We start from the raw sequence: 19830 nt of genomic DNA, 5'->3' as shown, positions 1-19830 counted from the left end.
GAGCGGCGCGATCAGGAATATTGCATCACGCCGTCGTCGATCCGGCCGAAGCGCAGGGACACGATGTCGAGCGCATAGTTCTGGTGCAGCCGCCACGGCCGCTTGGATCCCTGCTTCGGCAGCATTGCGACCGAGCGCTGCACGTAGCCCGAGGTAAAATCGAGCGAGGGCTGCGCGGTGACTTCAGGATCGTCATTGTGCGGCATGCACTGGCGGAAATTATGCCGGTCCATGTAGTTGATGAGACGGCAGACATATTCGCAGGTGAGATCGCATTTCAGCGTCCAGGATGCATTGGTGTAGCCGAACGCCGAAGCCATGTTCGGCACGTCGGCATACATCATGCCCTTGTAGGTCAGCGTCTTGGCAAAATCGACGGCACGACCGTCGACGCTGACCTCGAGGCCGCCGACGACCTGCAGCACCAGGCCGGTCGCCGTCACGACGATGTCGGCTTTGAGTTCGCGGCCGTCCTTGAGGCGGATGCCGTCATGCGTGAACGTATCGATCTCGCTGGTGACGACGCTGGCGCGCTGCTCGCGGATCGCCTTGAACAGGTCGCCGTCGGGCACCAGGCAGAGACGCTGGTCCCAGGGATTGTAGCGCGGCGTGAAATGGGTCGCGACGTCGTAGTCGGAGCCGAGCGCCATCCGCACGCCCTTGAGGATGAGGTCCTTCACCTTCGCAGGCCTGCGTCGGCTGAGCTGGAAGAAGAACATTCCCCACATCACGTTGCGCCAGCGGATCAAATGATAGGCGAGCCGCGCCGGCAGATTGCGGCGCAGCTTGTTGGCGACGGGATCCTGCGCCGGCCGCGAGACGACATAGGTCGGCGAACGCTGCAACATGGTGACCTGCGCAGCCTTCCTGGCGAGCTCCGGCACCAGCGTCACCGCGGTCGCGCCCGAGCCGATCACGATGACGCGCTTGCCCGCATAGTCGATATCCCCTGTCCATTTCTGCGGATGCACGATGCGGCCGGCGTAGTCCGCAACGCCCTTGAACTCCGGCGTGTAGCCCGCCTCGTATTTGTAATAGCCCGAGCACAGAAATAAGAAATTGCAGGTGAACCGAACGAGCTCGCTCGCGCCCTCGCCCGCAATGCGCTCGGCCTCGACGGTCCAGCGCGCCTCACTTGTCGACCACGAAGCGCGCTTGACGCGGTGATGATAGCGGATGTGCCTGTCGATGCCGTTCTCGGACGCGGTTTCGCGCACATAGTTCAGGATCTGCGGCCCGTCGGCGATCGCCTTCGGGTCGGTCCACGGCTTGAAGGAGTAGCCGAGCGTGAACATGTCGCTGTCGGAGCGGATGCCGGGATAGCGGAACAGGTCCCAGGTGCCGCCGACGCAGTCGCGCCCCTCGAGAATGACGTAGCTCTTGGCCGGGCACTTCGTCTGCAAATGATAGCCCGCGCCGATGCCTGATAGCCCGGCGCCGACGATCAGCACGTCGACATGTTCTGGTTGCATGGTTTCCTCCGCCGCCGGCGAGTGTCCGCCCGCCGCCGCTGGCCGTCAATCGGCAATCAGCCGTTCTGCAACTGAAAAGCGAGCCGAATTCCATGCGCCGAAACAACGAAGCCCCGGACTGCTCCGGGGCTTCGCGTCGGTGATCGATCAGATCGGTGGATCAATAGCGGTAGTGGTCGCTCTTGTACGGACCTTCCTGCTTCACGCCGATATAGTCGGCCTGGTCCTTGCGCAGCTCGGTGAGCTTGACGCCGATCTTGGCGAGGTGCAGGCGCGCGACCTTCTCGTCGAGCGTCTTCGGCAGCACGTAGACCTTCTTCTCGTACTTGCCGTCCTTGTTGTTGGCGAACAGCTCGATCTGCGCCAGCGTCTGGTTGGTGAAGGATGCCGACATCACGAAGGACGGATGGCCCATGGCGTTGCCGAGGTTCACGAGGCGGCCTTCCGACAGCATGATGATGCGGTGCTTGTCGGGGAATTCGATCTCGTCGACCTGCGGCTTGATGTTGGTCCACTTCAGATTGCGGAGCGCCGCGATCTGGATCTCGTTGTCGAAGTGACCGATGTTGCAGACGATGGCGCGATCCTTCATCGCGCGCATGTGCTCGATAGTGATGATGTCCTTGTTGCCGGTGGCGGTGACGAAGATGTCGGCGCGGGGCGCGGCGTCTTCCATGGTCACGACCTCGTAGCCCTCCATCGCGGCCTGCAGCGCGCAGATCGGATCGACTTCCGACACCATGACGCGGCAGCCGGCCTGGCGCAGCGAGGCCGCCGAGCCCTTGCCGACGTCGCCGAAGCCGGCGACCATCGCGACCTTGCCCGACAGCATCACGTCGGTGCCGCGGCGGATGCCGTCGACCAGCGATTCACGGCAGCCATAGAGGTTGTCGAACTTGGACTTGGTGACGCTGTCGTTGACGTTGATGGCCGGCCACAGCAGCGTGCCCGCCTTCTGCATGTCATAGAGACGATGCACGCCCGTGGTGGTCTCTTCGGAAACGCCCTTGATGCTCTTGGCGATGCCGGCGAAGTAGCCCTTCGGCTTCTCCTTGAGCTGCTTCTTCAGAAGTGCGAAGAAGACTTCCTCTTCCTCGGAGCCGGGCTTGTCGAGGAAGGCGGCGTCGCCGTTCTCGGCGCGCAGGCCGAGATGGACGTACATGGTGGCGTCACCACCGTCATCGAGGATCATGTTCGGGTGACCGCCGCCGTGCCAGTCGAACAGCTTCGCGGTGTAGTCCCAGTATTCGGTCAGCGTCTCGCCCTTGACGGCGAAGACGGGAATGCCGGCGGCCGCGATCGCGGCGGCAGCGTGATCCTGCGTCGAATAGATATTGCAGGAGACCCAGCGAATGTCGGCGCCGAGCGCTGCCAGCGTCTCGATCAGCACGCCGGTCTGGATCGTCATGTGCAGGGAGCCGGCGATGCGCGCGCCCTTCAGCGGCTGCTTCGGGCCGAACTCCTCGCGGGTGGCCATCAGGCCGGGCATCTCGGTCTCCGCGAGCGAGAGCTCCTTGCGGCCGAAATCGGCGAGCGAAATGTCCTTGACGATGTAATCGGTGAAGCCGGGCTTGGCGTTCATAGGGGGTTCCTGTCTGTTTGGCTCGTCATTCCGGGCCGCTCGCGACAAGAGCGAACCCGGAATCCGTAAGGTTCGAGATTCCGGGTTCGCCGCTGTCGCGGCGCCCCGGAATGACGCAAGAGAACTAGAGCGCGCGCTTGAGCTGCTCGACGAGGTCGGTCTTCTCCCAGGAGAAGCCGCCCTCGTTGTCCGGCGTGCGGCCGAAATGGCCGTAGGCCGCGGTGCGCGCGTAGATCGGGCGGTTAAGGTCGAGATGGGTGCGGATGCCGCGTGGCGTGAGATCCATCGCCTGCGCCGCCGCCTTCTCGAGCTGCTCCTCCGGCACCTTGCCGGTGCCGTGGGTATCGATGTAGATCGACAGCGGGCGCGCCACGCCGATGGCGTAGGCGAGCTGGAGCGTGCAGCGGTCGGCAAGACCGGCGGCAACGATGTTCTTGGCGACGTAGCGCGCGGCATAGGCCGCCGAACGATCGACCTTGGTCGGATCCTTGCCGGAGAACGCGCCGCCGCCATGCGGCGCCGCGCCGCCATAGGTGTCGACGATGATCTTGCGGCCGGTCAGGCCGGAGTCGCCATCGGGACCGCCGATGTAGAACTTGCCGGTCGGGTTGATGTGCCAGATCGTCTTCGACGTGATCCAGTCCTTCGGCAGTGCCTCGCGCACATAGGGCTCGACGATGTCGCGCACCTGCTTGGAGGTGAGGTCCTCGATCAGATGCTGGTGCGAAACCACGATCTCGCGCACGCCGACCGGCTTGCCGTTCTCGTACTGCACCGTGACCTGGCTCTTGGAATCCGGACCGAGCACCTTCTCCTTGCCGGAGTGACGGGCTTCGGAGATCAGGCGCAGGATCTTGTGGGCGTAGAAGATCGGTGCCGGCATCAGATCGGGCGTCTCGTTGGTGGCGTAACCGAACATGATGCCCTGGTCGCCCGCGCCTTCTTCCTTGACCTCGCCCGGCTGCAGCGCATCGACGCCCTGGGCGATGTCGGCCGACTGCGGATGCAGCAGGATCTCGATGTCGCAGGTCTTCCAGTGGAAGCCCTCCTGCTCGTAGCCGATGTCCTTGATCGCGCCCCGGACGACGCTCTCGATCTGCTCGTTGTCCACCGACTTCGGACCGCGGGTCTCACCGGCAATCACCACCTTGTTGGTGGTCGCGAGCGTCTCGCAGGCGGCGCGAATCTGCCAGGGATCGATGCCGGCCTTCGGCCCTTCACGATAGAACAGGTCGACGATCTCATCGGAGATCCGGTCACAGACCTTGTCCGGATGGCCCTCGGACACGGACTCGCTGGTGAAGAGATAGGACGCGCGCATCAGTAACCCCTTGTTCCGCCACTAGCCGGCGGGCGTTTGCGATGTTCACTTTTGATGATGTCAATCACGCCGACGCGAGATGACGTAGGATTCGTCGAGAAACCAGAGCCCATTGTACTTTCGCAGCACATCCCTGGCGGCATCCAGGGTGCGGCCGTTTTGAGTCATTTCCGTCAACCGGTCGTCCTCAATCTGAGCGACATACACCGCCGCATTCCACGCTGCAAAGGCCGTCGAGGTTCCGATGGTACCCGTGACCTCGTTGGGCAGCGCTTCCATATCATACCTGAAGATCGAACGGTTGTCCGCGTAGGCATTAAAGTTTAAGTCGCGGCCCACCGATCCAAGTTCATACTTAACTGCGCGCAATAGCTCATGGCGGCTCACGGAGAAAGGATTTTCTCCAGGCCAGATCGCCTGGATCATTTCCATGCCCGGATCCTGGCCGTGGGAGTGGATTCCGATCAGTCGCCCCCCCGGTCGAAGCGCCCGCGCCAGGGGTGCAATGATGCGCTTGGCGCGGAAATTGACCGAGGACAGGGCCCGGTAGGGCTGGGAAGCGATGACGAGGTCGAAATTGGCCTCGGTCTGGCCCGGCCGCGGAATGGTCGAATCCAGGAGGAATCTGTGGTCCTCGCGATAGAGCACGAGGACGACGGGCCGCTCGTAGAGCGGCATGGCCGTGCGGGGGCTGATCGCGGCGCGCCAGTTCTGTTCCAGGAACGGCCTCAGCTCCGCGATCTGCTGCTCGAACTCGCCCGATGAAGCGCCGCGGAGCGGGACCTCGTGCCAGACGATGGCAGCCGCCGCCGCAGGCGATGCCGGCGTGAGCCAGGGCGCCTCCGCGTAGAACATGTTGGTGAAGACGAATACCGACGCCGGATGCTCGAAAATGCGGTCCGGCACCTTCTCCAAGGTCAGGCGCAGGTCCTCCAGGCTGAGCTCCTTGCCGGCGACGTAGAACGGCATGTGCGGGAAGCGCTGGTGCGTTGCGCGCAGTACCCGCGCCAGCACCGTGCCGTCGCCGACGCCGGCGTCGAACATGCGCAGGGCCGGCGGGCGCGGATGGATGGAGGCCAGCTCCAGCGCGACCCTGTCCGCAATCACCCGCTTTTCGCTGCAGGTGTGGACGAACAGCAGATATTTCTGGCGGTTCTCGAAGAAGCGGAAATTGCCGCGCGGATCGCGCTTTTCCGGCGGGACCTGAAGTCCCCGCGGCGGCGGCACGCCGCCGGCCATCGATGCGGCCATATAGGCCTGGATCCGCTCCAGCGTGTCGATGGTGATGCGTTTTCCCTCGCGCAGGCGATGCACGAGCTTCCCATCATTCACCGCGCGCCGGCCGAACGTCGATTCCGCCATGTCCGCCTTGCGGCAGAACTCCGTGATCTGGCTCAGGATTTCGTCGTTCTTCATGGGTGGGAAGCGTTGGGCAGATGAATTGGGTCAGGCTTCCTAGCAAGTTCTGCCCACTTAGGGAATAGCGGGATCGAGGCGAACACGGCGAGCTGGCCGCTTATCGCGTCCACGGCGGCGCGGGCACGCCGCTCGCAACGCCGAAGGTGCTAAAACGTCGTGCTCCTCGGCTCTCGCCCCATGTCGGCAAGCCGGCCTGGAGCTGCAGCAGGTGGTGAAACGGGTGCGGACTGAGTGTCGCGGCAGCGAGGAACACGCAGGTGCCGTGGCCGAACTCGTCGCTGCTCGGCGAGGTTTATTTGGCGGAGAAGTGAGGGCTTGGGTTCGATCGGCCCCGCATGTCGCTTTGCTCATGCGGGCTACGGCCTCGCGCTTCACTCGGTGTCATCGCCCGGCTTGACCAGGCGATCCAATACTTCGTGACGCCAGTGATTGAGCCGAGAAGCCGCGACGGACTGGATTCCCCGCTTTCGCGGGGAATGACAGTGAGCATGTGGTGAGGCCTCGCCGTACTCATGCGCCGGAGCGCGTACGCGTCAATTGCCCCACACTTCCTTCGCGATCTCGACCGCAAGGCTGAGCTTGGCCCATTGCTCCTCCTCGGAGAGGATGTTGCCTTCCTCGGTCGAGGCGAAGCCGCATTGCGGGGAGAGCGCGAGCTGCTCCAAGGGAGCGAACTTGGCGGCTTCCTCCAGGCGGCGCTTGATGTCGTCCTTCTTCTCGAGCTGTCCGAATTTAGAGGTGATGACGCCGACCACAACGACCTTGTTACCCTTGGGCAGGAAGCGAAGCGGCTCGAAGCCGCCGGCGCGGTCGCTGTCGTATTCCAGGAAGTAGCCATCGTAATTGGTGCCGGCGAGCATGGTCTCGGCGACCGGCTCGTAGCCGCCCGAGGAGATCCAGGTCGAGCGGAAATTCCCGCGGCAGACATGTGTCGTCACCACCATGTCGGCCGGCTTCTCGGCCAGCGCGTAGTTGATGATGCGCGCATAGATCTGCTGCAGGCCGTCCGGATTGTCGCCGCGCTCACGCGCCTTCTGCAATTCGTCCTGCGAGCAGAGATAGGCCCAGACGGTATCGTCGAACTGGAGATAGCGGCAACCGGCGTCGTAGAACGCCTTCACCGCCTTGCGGTAGGTCTTGCCGAGATCTTCGTAGAAGGCGTCGAGATCGGGATAGACGTCCTTGGAGATCGACTTGCGGCCGCCGCGGAAGTGGAGCACCGCCGGCGAGGGGATCGTCATCTTGGCGGTGACGTGGGCCTGGTCGGCGTACTTCTTGAGGAAGCGGAAGTGATCCAGCATCGGGTGGTTGTCGGGAAAGTCCAGCTTGCCGATGACGCGGACCGCATCGTGCCGGGTCTGCACGCCTGCGAACTGGATACCGGTGTCGGGGTGGAACAGCTCGCAGCCGGTGAGCTTGGCCAGGAAGTCGAAATGCCACCAGGAGCGGCGGAATTCGCCATCGGTTGCGAGCTTCAGGCCGATCGAGGCCTGCTTGTGCACGACCTTCTCGATCTCCATGTCCTCGATCTTGCGCAGATCGTCGGCCGAGATCTCGCCCTTCTCGAGCCTGGCGCGCGCGTCCTTGATCTTGGCCGGACGCAGGAGACTGCCGACCTCGTCGGCGCGGAAGGGGGCTCTGGTTCGCTGCATTCTTGTGTCTCCCGAAATTTCAGTCGGCGCTCGTTGTACTCCCTCCCCCCGCCTGCGTGGAGAGGCGAAGATCAGTGGGCCGCCCCTGTGACGCCGAGATGGCGCTCCAGGACCGAGGGGTTGGCCTTCAGCGCGGCGCTCGGGGCGTCGTGGACGATCGTTCCGCGCTCCAATATCACAACGCGGTCGGCCAGCCCCAGAATCTTTTGGGCATTCTGTTCGACGATGATCGAGCAGATGCCCCCGGCCCGGGTGATGGTCCCGATTGCCTTCAGTAGCTCCTCGACGATGATTGGGGCAAGACCCTCGGTCGGCTCGTCCAGCAGCAGGACTTTCGGGTTGAGCGTGAGTGCGCGGCCGATCGCCAGCATCTGCTGCTCGCCACCGGAGAGCTGGTTGCCAAAGTTGCTCCGCCGCTCCTTCAGCCGCGGGAACATCTGGTAGACCTTCTCGACCGTCCAGGGGCCGGGCTGCGCCACCGCCGTCATGTTCTCTTCCACCGTGAGCGAGCGGAAGATGTTGCGCTCCTGCGGCACCCAGCCGATGCCGGCGCGCGCCCGCTGGTCGGGCCGGAGCGAGGTGACATCCGCGCCTGCAAGCGCGACCGCCCCAGAGAAGCGGCGGGTGACGCCGACGATGGAATTGATCAGCGTGGTCTTGCCGGTGCCGTTGCGCCCGAGCAGCGCCAGCACCTGCCCCTCGGCGAGGCGCAGTGACATGTTCGGCAACACCACCGCTTCGCCATAGCCGGCGCGAAGTGAATCGATCGCGAGCAGGTCAGACATTGACCGCCTCCTCGCCAAGATAGACCGCCTTCACCTGCGGATCGCGCGCGACCTGTTCGGGCGGCCCCTCCGTCAGCAGCGCGCCCGAGACCAGCACCGAGATGCGGTCTGCGAACGAGAAGACGAGGTCCATGTCGTGCTCGATCAGGAGCACGGTAACGTCGCGCGGCAGCGCGCCGACGACGGCGAGAATGTCGTGGCGCTCGTTCTCGGGAACGCCGGCGGCGGGTTCGTCCAGCAGCAGCACGCGCGGCTTGGCCGCGATCGCGACCGCGATCTCGAGCAGGCGCTGCTTGCCGTAAGGCAGCGTCACCGTCTGCTCGTTCATGACGTCGAGCAGGTGGAAGCGCGTCAGGAGGTCGGCGATCTCGCCGTTGACATCGTTGCGCGTGCCCATGCGCCGCCACCAGTCGCCGCCATGGCCGAGGCGTTCGGAGACGGCAAGGCCGATGGTCTCGAGCGGAGTCAGGTCGGGATAGAGCTGGTTGATCTGGAAGGTGCGCGACAGGCCGCGCAGCACGCGCTTGTGTACGGGCAGATCGGTGATGTCCTCGCCCTCGAGCAGGATGCGGCCCGAGTTCGGCTTCAGCACCCCGGTGAGCTGGTTGATGACGGTGGTCTTGCCGGCGCCGTTCGGGCCGATCAGCGCGTGGCGAGCGCCCTGCTCGACCTTGAGCGAGAGATCGCGGGTGACACGCAGCCCGCCGAACTGCTTTTCGAGATTCTTCGTTTCGAGCGCAATGGTCATGCGTCGCTCTCCGGCACGGCGACGACTGCCTTGCGCCCGGCCACCTGCCTGACGATCAGGTTGGGCACATAGAGCACCCAGCGGTGCAGGCGCTGGCGGCCGACCAGCACGATCACGACCAGCACGAGCCCGATCCAGAACTGCCAGTATTGCGGGGTGATGGTGGAGAACCATTCCTGGAGCATGCGGAAGATCACCGCGCCGATCAGGCCGCCATAGAGATAGCCGGTGCCGCCGATGACGAGGACCAGCATCAGGTCGGCGGATCGCTCGAAGGCGAACACATCGAGCGAGGCGATCGCCGTGGTCTGGGTGAACAGCGCGCCCGCGATGCCGGCATAGAAGGCGGCCAGCGTGTAGATCGCGATCAGGCGGCGGTTGACCGGAATGCCGATGGCGGCCGCCCGCAGCGGATTGTTCTTGATCGCTCGCAGCGACAGACCGAACGGCGAATGCACGACGCGGCGGGCGAACAGGAAGAGGAGGAACAGCACGGCCAGCGAATAGAAGAAGCCGGCCTTGCCGAACATGTCGAACGGAATTTGCCCGAAGATCGGCTGCATCTCGATGCCCTGCAGGCCGTCGGTTCCGCCCGTGATGTTGGAAAAGCGCTCGGCGAGCGCCTCCAGCAGCAGCGCAATGCCGAGCGTCACCATCAAGCGCGTCAGGTCGACGCCGCGGATCACCAGGAAGCTGGTGGCAAAGCCGAGCACCATCGCGGCAAGGCCGGCGGCGATGAGCGCGAGCACGGGCTCGTTGACGATGCCGTGCAAGGCAAGCAGCCCCGCGGCATAGGCGCCGACGCCGAAGAACGCAGCGTGGCCGAGCGAGACGATGCCGGCATAGCCGAGGATGAGATCGAGCGACATCGCGAACAGCGCAAGCCGCAGGATGTCGGTCATGATCAGATAGCGCGTGGGGAATGCGAAACCGCAGGCCAGCACGAGCAGCCAGAAGGCGATTTCGCCGTAGTGCCACCGCGCCTGGCGCTGGGCATGATAACCGACGTCGGAAGAACCGCTCATTTGGCGAACTCAACGCGCGGCCGTGCGACCGAACAGGCCGTTCGGGCGCCAGATGAGGATCACGATCATCATGGTGTAGATCACGAACGGTCCCATCTTCGGCACGTAATATTTGCCGGCGACGTCGCCGATGCCGAGCAGGAGCGAGGCCAGGAACGGACCGGTGATCGAAGAGGACCCGCCCACGGTGACCACGATCAGGAAGTAGATCATGAACTTCAGCGGAAAATAGGGATCGAGGCCGAGGATCTCCGCGCTCAGCGCGCCGCCGAGGCCCGCGAGCCCGCAACCAAAGGCAAAGGTGAAGGCGAACACCTGCGGCACGTTGATGCCGAGGCCGCTGGCGGCGCGGGGGTCGTCGACCGCGGCGCGCAGGCGGCTGCCGAAGCGCGTTTTGGCCAGCACCATCTGAAGCGCGATGGTCAGCAGGCCGCAGATCACGATGATCATCAGCCGGTAGCGGCCGATGCCGACGCCGAACAGGTCGAACTGACCCTGGAGCGCGGCCGGCAAATTGATGAACACCCGCGACGAGCCCTGGATGTAGTCGACCGCAGCAACCGACATGAAGGTCAGGCCGATCGTGAACAGCACCTGGTCGAGATGGCTGCGCGCATAGAGGTGGCGGTACAACGTACGTTCGAGCACGATGCCGATCGCGGCCGCGGAGACGAAGGCGAGCGGCAGGGCTGCGAAGAACGGCCAGCCCATCCGGTTGACCAGCACCATGCAGACGTAACCGCCGGCCATGGCGAACGCACCATGGGCGAGATTGACGAAGTTCATGAGGCCGAGCGTGACCGCGAGCCCGCAGGCGAGCACGAACAGCAGCATGCCGTAGGCAACGCCGTCGAACAGGTTGGTGAGGATTGCGGTCATCGGCGACAGGTGAACCTTGGTAATCACTCGTCATTCCGGGGCAGCGCGGAGCGCTGAACCCGGAATCCATTTCAACAAATTCGAGATCCCCGATGCGCGCTAAGCGCGCTCGGGGATGACGCGCTTTCGCGCGTCACTTCTTGGTCTTGCCGAGGTCCTTGACGGCTTCGAAGGTCGCGAACTCGACGTTGTAGAGTTCGCCGTCGACCTTTTCGACCTTGCGAATATAGATGTTCTGCACGATGTCGCGGGTCTCGGGATCGATCGAGATCGGGCCGCGCGGGCTCTCCCACTTCTGGCCCTTCATGGCTTCGATCAGCTTGTCGCCATTGGTATCGCCGCCCGTCTTCTTCAGTGCCTCGTAGATCAGGTGGATGCCGTCATAGCCGCCCACGGCCATGAAGCCCGGACGGTTGCCGAAGGCCTTCTTGTAGGCTGCGACGAAATCCTTGTTCATCTGCGAGGGATGCGCCGCGGAATAGAGGTGCGCAGTGACGGTGCCGAGCACGGCGTCGCCCATGTTGTTGAGGAGGTCGTCGTCGGTGACGTCGCCGGGACCGATCACCTTGATGCCGGCCTTGTCGAGGCCGCGCTCGGCATATTGCTTCATGAAGTTGCCGCCCTGGCCCGCCGGCACGAACACGAAGATGGCGTCGGGCTTGGCATCCTTCATGCGCTGCAGGAACGGCGCGAAATCGGGGTTTTGCAGAGGCACCTTGACCTCTTCGACCACCTCGCCACCTCCGGCCGTGAAATGCTGCTTGAAGAAGTTCAGCGCGTCATTGCCCGGCGCATAGTCCGAAGTCAGAGTCGCGACCTTCTTGATGCCGTTCTTCGCCGCCCAGTCGCCGATGATGGTGGAGGACTGCGCCAGCGTGAAGCTGGTGCGCACGATATAGGGCGAGCGCTCGGTGATGATGGAGGTGCCGGCCGCCATCACGACTTCCGGAATCTTCGCCTGCGTGGCGAGCGGCGCGGCGGCAAGCGCGGCCGGCGTGACGCCGAAGCCGGCGATGAAGTTGACCTTGTCGTTGACGATCAGCTCCTGCGCGGCGGTCTTCGTCTTGTCCGGGATCGCGGCGTCGTCCTTGACGATGATCTCGACCTTCTTGCCGGCGACGGTGTCGCCCTTCTGCTGCATGTAGAGCTTGATCGCGTTCTCGATCTGCTTGCCGGTCGAGGCCTGGCCGCCGGTCATCGGCAGGATCAGACCGACCTTGACGCTGTCCGCGGCCTTGGCGGGCGCGAGGTCGGCGAGGCCTGCCATGGCCACAACGGCAGCGGCCCAAGCCGCCTTGGAAGTCGCCGTATGAGGCAGTTGTTTGCGTTCGAACATCGGATGTCCCTCCCCTTCATTCCAGACTCTTGTGCCCTGGGCCGAGTGCCCGGCCCTTGCCTTGATTTTAGCCCGCGTGCGAGTGCTCTCGCGCGCCACATGGGCGTCTTTCGCGCCCTCCTTGTCAATCGGACGTTTGGCGGCCTTCGGCGCAGGCCTCGCGTTCCGACCGGGAGCGCGCCGCGGTTACGTCGGAACAACTCGATCGCAATCGCGCTCATTTGTACGAATGTACAAACAAAATGGACTTGTCAACGAAAACCCCTGCCGCGGAGCAAGCCATGTTGTCGCGAGCCTCGCACCGAGTCTAGGAACGGCAGGGATCGCGTGCATGGAGGATTTTGTCTTTCTTTTGCAGAATCTGAACATCCGCATACCTCATGCGGTCGCAACTCGGTAATAAATTACCCACCTCGAATAAGTCTATTTTACCTTGTTGAAGGCTACTCCTCTTCCCGCCGGCCAGAGCCGGCGTCCAATGACCGAACACGCGTGCCCCCACAATGCCCAGGACTCTTCGTTCCGCCCTCGTCCTCGTTGCGCTCGCCGCGGGGCTATCCGGCTGCGGGACGGTCAACGAAAAACTCTCGGCCGGCATGGGCGACTACGTCCCGCAATGGGCCGGCGGCCTTCCCGCCGATGCTCCGCCGCGACCGGGCACACCGCAATACGACGCCTACATGAAGGAACGCGAACGCAAGCGGCTGCTGCCGGCCGCGGATCGCGAAAAGGAAGAGCAGGCCCAGAAGGGCGCGACGGGGACGACGTCGGCCGGCACGGTGCGGTAGGCCGTCATTCCGGGGCGATGCGTCAGCATCGGACCCGGAATCTCGAGATTCCGGGTTCGCCTCTTTGAGGCGCCCCGGAATGACAGCGCATCAATCCACGAACACCACGGTCTTGCGGCCGTTGAGGATGACGCGGTCATCGAGATGGTAGCGGATGGCCCGTGCCAGCACGCGGCGCTCGATGTCCCGGCCCTTGCGGACCAGGTCTTCCGGCGTATCGCGATGGCTGATGCGCTCGACGTCCTGATCGATGATCGGGCCCTCGTCGAGGTCGCGCGTGACGTAATGCGCAGTGGCGCCGATCAGCTTGACGCCGCGCTCATGCGCCTGGTGATAGGGCTTGGCGCCCTTGAAGCCCGGCAGGAACGAGTGGTGGATGTTGATGCAGCGCCCCGACAGCTTCGCCGAGAGATCGTCCGACAGGATCTGCATGTAGCGGGCGAGCACCACGAGGTCGGTCTTCGTGCTGGCGACGAGATCGAGGATCTGCCCCTCCTGCTCGCGCTTGGTCTCCCTGGTGACAGGCAGGTGATGGAACGGGATGCCGCCCAAATCGAGCCCGGCATAGACCTCGCGCGGATGGTTGGAGACGATCGCGGTGGGGATCATCGGCAATTCGCCGGTGCGCCAGCGATAGAGGATGTCGACCAGGCAGTGGTCGGATTTCGACACCAGCAGCATCACCTTGCGATGCGCGGCCCGGTCGCGCATCTGCCATTCCATGCCGAAACGCTCGGCGATCGCGGCAAAGCCGGTCTGGAGCGCCGACAGCCCCACGGCGAGGTCGGCCGCAGTGAACACCACCCGCATGAAGAATTTCTGGGTCTCGACGTCGTCGAACTGCTGGGCGTCGAGGATGTTCTGTCCGTTGTGGGCGAGGAACGTCGACACCGCCGAGACGATGCCGGGGCGATCCGGACAGGACAGGGTCAGAACATATTGATGGTCGGGCATGGCTCTTGATGAAGGTTTGGGCAAATGAAGCGGAACGACCCGCGATTTGCGCCCCGCTCTAGCACTGACCCACTCTTGCGCCAATCCCGGGCGCAGAGTCAGGATGAACGTATCATTGCGATTTTGACCGGAGCACGCCCATGGCCGACCGCTTGAACGGCACCCGCATCCTGATCCTGGAAACGCGTGAGGAGGCGCAGTTTTCGAAGCTTCTGGCCGAGCAAGGTGCCGAGGTCGTGCAGTGCCCAATGTTCACCATTCACGACGCGCCGGACCCGGCCCCGGTCGAGGCCTGGATCCGCCGCGCGATCGACAAGCCGTTCGATGACCTCGTGTTGCTGACAGGCGAAGGCCTGCGACGGATCATGAAGCTCGCCGTCGCTCGTGGCCTCGATCAGGCCCTCGTGGCAGCGCTTGCCAAATCGCGAAAATTCACCCGCGGCCCGAAGCCCGGCAAGGCGCTGCGCGAGGTTGGCCTCGATGCGCAGCAGACCACGGAGAAGCCGACCACCGAGGGCGTGATCGAGATGCTGGGCAGGCTCGGCCTGAAGGGCCACCGTCTCGGTCTCCAGCTCTATCCGGACAAGGACCACAGCGCGCTGACCGGCGCACTTGCCGAGCAAGGCGCCGAGGTCGATACCGTGCTGCCCTACGTCTACGATTCCAAGGCGGCAGATGCCAACATCGTCGCCGCGATCGACGCCATGGCCGAGGGGCGGATCGATTCCATCGCGCTGACCAATCTCGGCCAGGTCCGCCGCCTGTTCGAGGCCGCGAAAGCGCATGGCAGCGAGGCGCGCCTTCGCGCCGGACTCGAGCGGACGCTGATCGCCTCGATCGGCCCGGCGGTCTCGGGCGAGCTCGCCGCGCACGGATTGCGCGCCGACGTCTCGCCGGCGGAAGATCATTATTTCATGCGCCCACTGATCTCGGCGATGGCTGCCGCACTCGCCGAGAAACGACCGAGGGTGGCGGGTTAATCGCCAAGATTCATCGCCAAGATTCCTAGCCTGCCACCTGCGAGGCGGCCGACATCAGCTCCTGTGGACTCGGCGCTCCGAACATGCGCTGGCCGCCGCCGGGAACCTCGGTGAACGTCCAGCGCACGATCCCTTCGCGGTCGAGCAGGAACTGGCCAAACAGCTGCCCCGTGCCTGTTGCCGCCATACGCTCGTCGGCTTCGGTCATCTCGTAACCGTCCTTCTTGTTGAGGTACTCCGCGGCTGCCGGCCGGATCATCGGGCTGGGCAACTCGCCGGGCATATCCACTTGCATGCTCATGACCACGTCCATGCCCACCTTGCGTGGCCACTCGGTTTCGTTCTCCGTGAACTCGATATTAGGCAGGCCGAATGCGCGGTGCGAGACCCGATCGGGGTCGGACGCGGCGAGCAGATTGGGCAATGGATGATAGCGGAAATAGAGCCGCGCCCGGTCGATCGGCGTGTTGACGACCGTGAGACTTTCGATGCCTTTCTCGTGCAGCGCGGCGTCAAGTTGCGCCTGCGCCGCGATATGGCGTCGGCAGAACGGACAGTGCAGACCTCGAAACAGGCCCACCAGGATTGGACTATGCCCCCGATAATCCTCGAGCGCGATCTTTCCGTCGCGCGTGATGGCGTCCAGGACGATATTCGGCGCGCGATCGCCCGGCTGGAGCGGTCCATCGACATGATGTTCTGACATGCTTGAACTCCCTCACGTTAGCTAACCTTATCTAGCCTGCCACCTGCGACGCAGCCGACATCAACTCTTGAGGGCTCGGCGCCTCGAACAGGCGCTGCCCGCCGTCTGGAATCTCGGTAAAGCTCCAGCGCACAATCCCCTCGCGATCGAGCAGAAACTGCCCGAATAACTGACCCAAGCCGGTCGCTTCCATGCGCTTGTCGGCCTCCGTGATCTCGTAACCGTCCTTGTTATTGAGGTACTCGAACGCCGCCAGTCGATTCATCGGCTCGGGCAATTCGCCTGGAATATCGACCTGCATTCTCCTCACCACATCCATGCCCACCTTGCGCGGCCACTCGGTTTTGCTCTCGGTAAATTCAAGGTTAGGCAAGCCGAATGCGCGGTGCGAGATCCGCTCGGGATCGGACGCGGCGAGCAGATTGGGCAGCGGATGATAGCGGAAATAGAGTCGTGCGCGCTCGATTGGGGTGTTGACGACCGTGAGACTCTCGACGCCTTTCTCGTGCAGGGTGGCGTCAAGTTGCGCCTGTGCCGCGATATGGCGTCGGCAGAACGGGCAGTGCAGGCCTCGAAACAGACCGACCAATATCGGACTCTGCCCGCGATAGTCTTCGAGCGCGATTTTTCCGTGGCGCGTGATGGCATCCAGCACGATGTTAGGTGCACGATCGCCCGGCTGAAGTGGTCCACCAACATGGCTTTCGGACATGGTTGAACTCCCTCACATTGGCTAGTCAAGGAACGGCAGTACGATCAGCCCTGCGGGATCGAGCCCGTGCCGGGCGCAGACATCATGGGCCAGCGCGAAATACCGCTCGGCCTCGGCCATGTCGCCTCGATCAAGGTTCAGTGTCGCAAGACCATCATAGCATGGAAACAGCTGCTGCGGCTCGCCGGTCTCGCTCGCCACCTCGATGGCCTCGTTGTAGCAGCGCGCGGCCATGTCGGGGCGGAAGTGGCACTGATGGATCTGCCCGAGCACGATGAGGGGGACCGGGAGATGCTCGCGCTGATCGAGCGCGCGGTCGATCTCGATCGCCTTTTCGGCAGCCGGCACCCCCTCCTCGGTACACCTGTCCGTGAAAGTGCAACAGGCGACGGCAAGGTTGGCAAGAAGGCGCGCCTGAAAGCCGAGATCGCCGATACGACTCGCGACATCGAGGCCGCGCCGGCAAACCGCCATGGCTTGCGCCGGGTCGACGATCGTGTAGAGCACGCCAAGGTTGGTGTAGCCGCGGCACGCCACGTTGAGGAGGCCGGCGGCCTCGGCTGCCGCGACACTTTGCTCCACCTCGTTCACCGCCTCCTGGTGCCGCCCAAGCCGTGCCAGCGCAACCCCCTTGGTGTTGAGCGCCTCCGCAATGGCGCGCGCCGCCTCGAACCCGGCCTGCTCGCCCGCATCGCTCGGCACCGACCGCGCGTAGCCGAGCGCGTCGTCCGCCCACCGCGCGGCGGCGACATGATCGCCCACACGGAACGCAAGACGGCCGCGCTCTTGCTGGAGATGAGCCCACTCCAAGAGGTGTGCCCACTCGATCGGCGCGCCGGTCTCGCCAAGCCGTTCAGCCGCCTCGGCATAATGCGTCTCTGCCCTGACGCGCTTGCCGGCGTCCCACAACAATCGACCGAGCTTGCGAAGCATGCGCGCCTCGCCGATGCGGTCCCCTGCCGTGCGGTGTCCCTCCAGCGCACTCCGGTAGTGCTCCTCGGCGGTGCTTCGGCGGCCAGTCACGCAACAGAGATCCGCGACGCGCTCGTTCAGGATCAGGCGTTCGGGCTCCTGTTCGCCGGCGGTCGACAGCACGGCGAGGGATTGCTGATAGAAACGGAGGGCATCGTCGTTGGCATAGCTCGCACGTGCGCGATCGCCGGCCGCGCGCAAATAGCGCGCGCCTTTCGACTTGCTCGCGCTCAGGCTGAAGTGATGTCCGAGCAATATGAGATCCTCGAGCTGCTCGGGCTCTTTGCCATAGAGCCGCTCCAGCGCGGCGCCAATCCGTCCATGGAGCTCGACCCGACGCTGCAAGAGCAGATTTTGATAGATCACGTCCTGAAGCATGGTCTGCGTGAAGCGATAGGTCCGCAGCGACATCGAGCCCGAGCCCGCGACCTCCTCGATGATCTCGGCGTCGCGCAGAAGTTCGAGCCCTGCTTCGACCCTTGCCGGCTCGGTTGCCGCCGCACCGAGAACAGCCGCATCAAAGCGCGGACCGATCACCGCGGCCTCCTGGGCCACTTGGCGCACCTGATGCGGCAGCCGGTCGAGGCGCGCCAGCAACAACGCCTGAATGCTTGCTGGAATATCGGCGGCGGCTTCATCCGATCTCATCCGCCACTGCGCGCCGTCACGCTCCAGCGCCCCGCCTTCGATGAGGCCGCGGATGATCTCCTCGAAGAAAAGCGGATTTCCGCCTGCGCGATCGAGGATTCGGGTGAACAAATCTCCCGGCGGCTCCCGCCAACCGTGACTGAAATACGCCGCGAGCAGCCTTCGTCCGTCAGCATCGCCAAGCGGAGACAGCCGAATGGTCGTGTGACTGATCCTGCTCGAACCGAACTGATCCACCAGCGCTGGCCGATGTGTAAATAGCAGCATCAGCCGCGTCCGCTCCAGCCGGTCCATCAGAAACCGCAGCGCTTCAAGCGACACCGCGTCGGCCCAATGCAGATCCTCGACGATGATCAGAAGCGGCGACAAGGCGAGGCGGCGTTCGAAGACGGTACGGATCGCGAAGAAGATCTGCCGCCGGAGCTGTTCCGGTTCGACATGCCTGAGCACGGCGTTGGGATCGCCAAGGCCGAGAACGTGCAAGTAGAGAGGCATCAGACGGTCGGCCTCCTCGGCCTCGAGGCCGAGCTCCGATAGCGCGTCCGAGACTTTCGCCTCTGCCTCCGCGGCGCCCGCCTTCTGTGCAATGCCATAGGCGCTACGCAGCACGGCGGCGAGTGCTCCGTAGGATTGTTCGCCGAGCGGCGAGCAGGCCGCCCGCCGGATCGCCACGCCTGCGAAGCGATCCTCATCGCGCATGCGGGCGACGAATTCGTTCACCAGCCGCGTTTTCCCAATGCCCGCTTCGCCAACCAGCCGCACCAGTTGAGCCGCGCCGCCGCACGCGCGATCAAGGCTGCCGATCATTCGCGCAAGCTCGGCGTCGCGCCCGATCAGTGGTGCATCGAGGCCCAGCGTGTCGAGGCCGCGTGCCGCGCGGGGCATATCGAGCGGTCCCTTCAGGCGATGGACCAGAACGCTGCCCATCTTGCCCTTGAGCGAGATCTCGCCGAGCGAGTCATAGGAGAACGCATGCCGCGTCAGACGGTGGGTCAACGGTCCGACCAGCACCTCGTCCGGAGACGCCATCGACTGCAATCGCTGCGCCGTGTTCACGGTATCGCCGGTCACCGAATAGGATTTGGCAACGCCCACGCCTAACCCACCCGCGACGACGTGGCCGGTGTTGATGCCGACGTGGAGCTGCAACGGTGAACCAGCATAGGCCTTCGCGCGCTCGCTGAGGCGCGCCGTCCGGCTGATCATGTCCAGGGCAGCGCGGACCGCCCGCTCGGGGTCGTCCTCGTGCGCAGCCGGCGCGCCAAATAGCGCGAGCAGCGCATCGCCGATGAACTTGTCCACGAAGCCGCCAAAGCTCTGCACCGCCGCCGTCAACTCCTCGAACAACTGGTTCTGAAGCGTCTGCATGACCTCTGGGTCGAGCCGCTCGCTCATCGCAGTGAAGCCGCTGAGGTCGGCAAACAGCACGGTGATGGTGCGGCGGTTTGCTTCGCTATCGACATTGTCCGACTGCGATCGAAATGCGTGTTGAGCCGTCTGCGGGAGCGGTGGCGAGGACGATCTGATTGGGAGTGTCGCCGGGCTCGTCTGCGCCGATGCGTGTCCGCCGTCGTTGGTGGCCCCGCTGATGAGGGAGCCGCATTTCGGGCAGTAGATAAAATCCGGTGCACATGGAAAGCCGCAGCCGGGGCACGCGTTCGGCTGCTTCGTGCCGCACTTCGGGCAGAAGGCAAAGCCGCTCTGAACCTCGAAACCACAGCCCGAGCAGTTCATGGCTCAAGACCTCGCGGAAGCCGCGATGGCGCGATGTGCAGGCCCCTACCGAATGGGTCCCAGCACGCAGACCAGAATGGGCTCTGCGCGCCGGAAGAGCAAGCGGCGGCGGCCTAC

Annotated in this window: 16 protein-coding genes; 2 read left to right on the top strand and 14 right to left on the bottom strand. The window is 64.3% G+C overall.

Translation table 11 applies throughout. The features are described from left to right. Positions 1 to 11: 11 nt before the first annotated feature. The 10 genes from XH87_RS04300 to XH87_RS04255 all read right to left on the bottom strand — a co-directional run bounded on the left by XH87_RS04300 (position 12) and on the right by XH87_RS04255 (position 12219). The gene (locus XH87_RS04300; protein ID WP_271586286.1) at positions 12 to 1472 is read right to left on the bottom strand and encodes a flavin-containing monooxygenase; all 1461 of its coding nucleotides are present in this window, start codon (positions 1470 to 1472) and stop codon (positions 12 to 14) included. A 160-nt stretch (positions 1473 to 1632) separates the two neighbouring features. Further along, positions 1633 to 3054, bottom strand: a complete 1422-nt coding sequence (ahcY, locus tag XH87_RS04295; RefSeq protein WP_035707996.1) for an adenosylhomocysteinase — start codon at positions 3052 to 3054, stop codon at positions 1633 to 1635. 124 nt (positions 3055 to 3178) lie between these two features. After that, positions 3179 to 4375, bottom strand: coding sequence for a methionine adenosyltransferase (gene metK / locus XH87_RS04290; RefSeq protein ID WP_271522494.1), 1197 nt, complete (start codon positions 4373 to 4375; stop codon positions 3179 to 3181). Between the two features lie 60 nt (positions 4376 to 4435). Next, the gene (locus XH87_RS04285; protein WP_271586285.1) at positions 4436 to 5791 is read right to left on the bottom strand and encodes a hypothetical protein; all 1356 of its coding nucleotides are present in this window, start codon (positions 5789 to 5791) and stop codon (positions 4436 to 4438) included. A gap of 536 nt (positions 5792 to 6327) precedes the next feature. Then, entirely contained in the window at positions 6328 to 7446 is a 1119-nt protein-coding gene (locus XH87_RS04280; protein WP_035708013.1) for a cobalamin-independent methionine synthase II family protein, read from the bottom strand. Between the two features lie 71 nt (positions 7447 to 7517). Continuing rightward, complete coding sequence (locus XH87_RS04275) at positions 7518 to 8231, bottom strand: ABC transporter ATP-binding protein (RefSeq protein ID WP_271586284.1); 714 nt, start codon at positions 8229 to 8231, stop codon at positions 7518 to 7520. Next, positions 8224 to 8979 (bottom strand): ABC transporter ATP-binding protein, encoded by a 756-nt coding sequence (locus XH87_RS04270; RefSeq protein WP_271586283.1) that lies wholly within the window; start codon positions 8977 to 8979, stop codon positions 8224 to 8226. Before XH87_RS04270 ends, XH87_RS04275 begins: the two co-directional genes overlap by 8 nt. Further along, the gene (locus XH87_RS04265) at positions 8976 to 10004 is read right to left on the bottom strand and encodes a branched-chain amino acid ABC transporter permease (protein WP_271586282.1); all 1029 of its coding nucleotides are present in this window, start codon (positions 10002 to 10004) and stop codon (positions 8976 to 8978) included. The genes XH87_RS04270 and XH87_RS04265 overlap by 4 nt, the downstream gene beginning before the upstream one ends. A 9-nt stretch (positions 10005 to 10013) precedes the next feature. Continuing rightward, entirely contained in the window at positions 10014 to 10883 is an 870-nt protein-coding gene (locus XH87_RS04260) for a branched-chain amino acid ABC transporter permease (protein ID WP_028180555.1), read from the bottom strand. A 133-nt stretch (positions 10884 to 11016) separates the two neighbouring features. Then, a complete protein-coding gene (locus XH87_RS04255; RefSeq protein WP_271586281.1) occupies positions 11017 to 12219 on the bottom strand; it encodes an ABC transporter substrate-binding protein in 1203 nt (400 codons plus the stop codon). Between the two features lie 503 nt (positions 12220 to 12722). On the opposite strand from XH87_RS04255, the gene XH87_RS04250 reads away from it, so the two are divergent. Beyond that, a complete protein-coding gene (locus XH87_RS04250) occupies positions 12723 to 13007 on the top strand; it encodes a hypothetical protein (protein WP_035708028.1) in 285 nt (94 codons plus the stop codon). A gap of 90 nt (positions 13008 to 13097) precedes the next feature. On the opposite strand, the gene purU is transcribed toward XH87_RS04250, so the two are convergent. After that, positions 13098 to 13961 carry a formyltetrahydrofolate deformylase gene (purU, locus tag XH87_RS04245; protein ID WP_035708031.1) on the bottom strand — a complete coding sequence of 288 codons (864 nt, stop codon included), beginning with the start codon at positions 13959 to 13961 and terminating at the stop codon, positions 13098 to 13100. A gap of 140 nt (positions 13962 to 14101) precedes the next feature. Here purU and XH87_RS04240 point away from each other — a divergent pair, with 140 nt between their 5' ends. Beyond that, positions 14102 to 14941 carry a uroporphyrinogen-III synthase gene (locus XH87_RS04240; protein WP_035708034.1) on the top strand — a complete coding sequence of 280 codons (840 nt, stop codon included), beginning with the start codon at positions 14102 to 14104 and terminating at the stop codon, positions 14939 to 14941. A 25-nt stretch (positions 14942 to 14966) separates the two neighbouring features. Here the strand turns inward: XH87_RS04240 and XH87_RS04235 are convergent, their stop codons facing one another. The 3 genes from XH87_RS04235 to XH87_RS04225 are packed head-to-tail and all read right to left on the bottom strand — an operon-like array spanning position 14967 to position 19713. After that, positions 14967 to 15647 carry a redoxin domain-containing protein gene (locus XH87_RS04235; protein WP_035708037.1) on the bottom strand — a complete coding sequence of 227 codons (681 nt, stop codon included), beginning with the start codon at positions 15645 to 15647 and terminating at the stop codon, positions 14967 to 14969. A 31-nt stretch (positions 15648 to 15678) separates the two neighbouring features. After that, a complete protein-coding gene (locus tag XH87_RS04230) occupies positions 15679 to 16359 on the bottom strand; it encodes a redoxin domain-containing protein (protein ID WP_271586280.1) in 681 nt (226 codons plus the stop codon). A gap of 21 nt (positions 16360 to 16380) precedes the next feature. Beyond that, complete coding sequence (locus tag XH87_RS04225; protein ID WP_271586279.1) at positions 16381 to 19713, bottom strand: adenylate/guanylate cyclase domain-containing protein; 3333 nt, start codon at positions 19711 to 19713, stop codon at positions 16381 to 16383. Between the last annotated feature and the right edge of the window lie 117 nt (positions 19714 to 19830).

It is taken from the genome of Bradyrhizobium sp. CCBAU 53415 (assembly GCF_028128735.1).
Taxonomy (GTDB): Bacteria; Pseudomonadota; Alphaproteobacteria; order Rhizobiales; family Xanthobacteraceae; genus Bradyrhizobium.
Note: the sequence above shows the minus strand (reverse complement) of the source record. Positions and strands in the feature narration are given on the sequence as shown.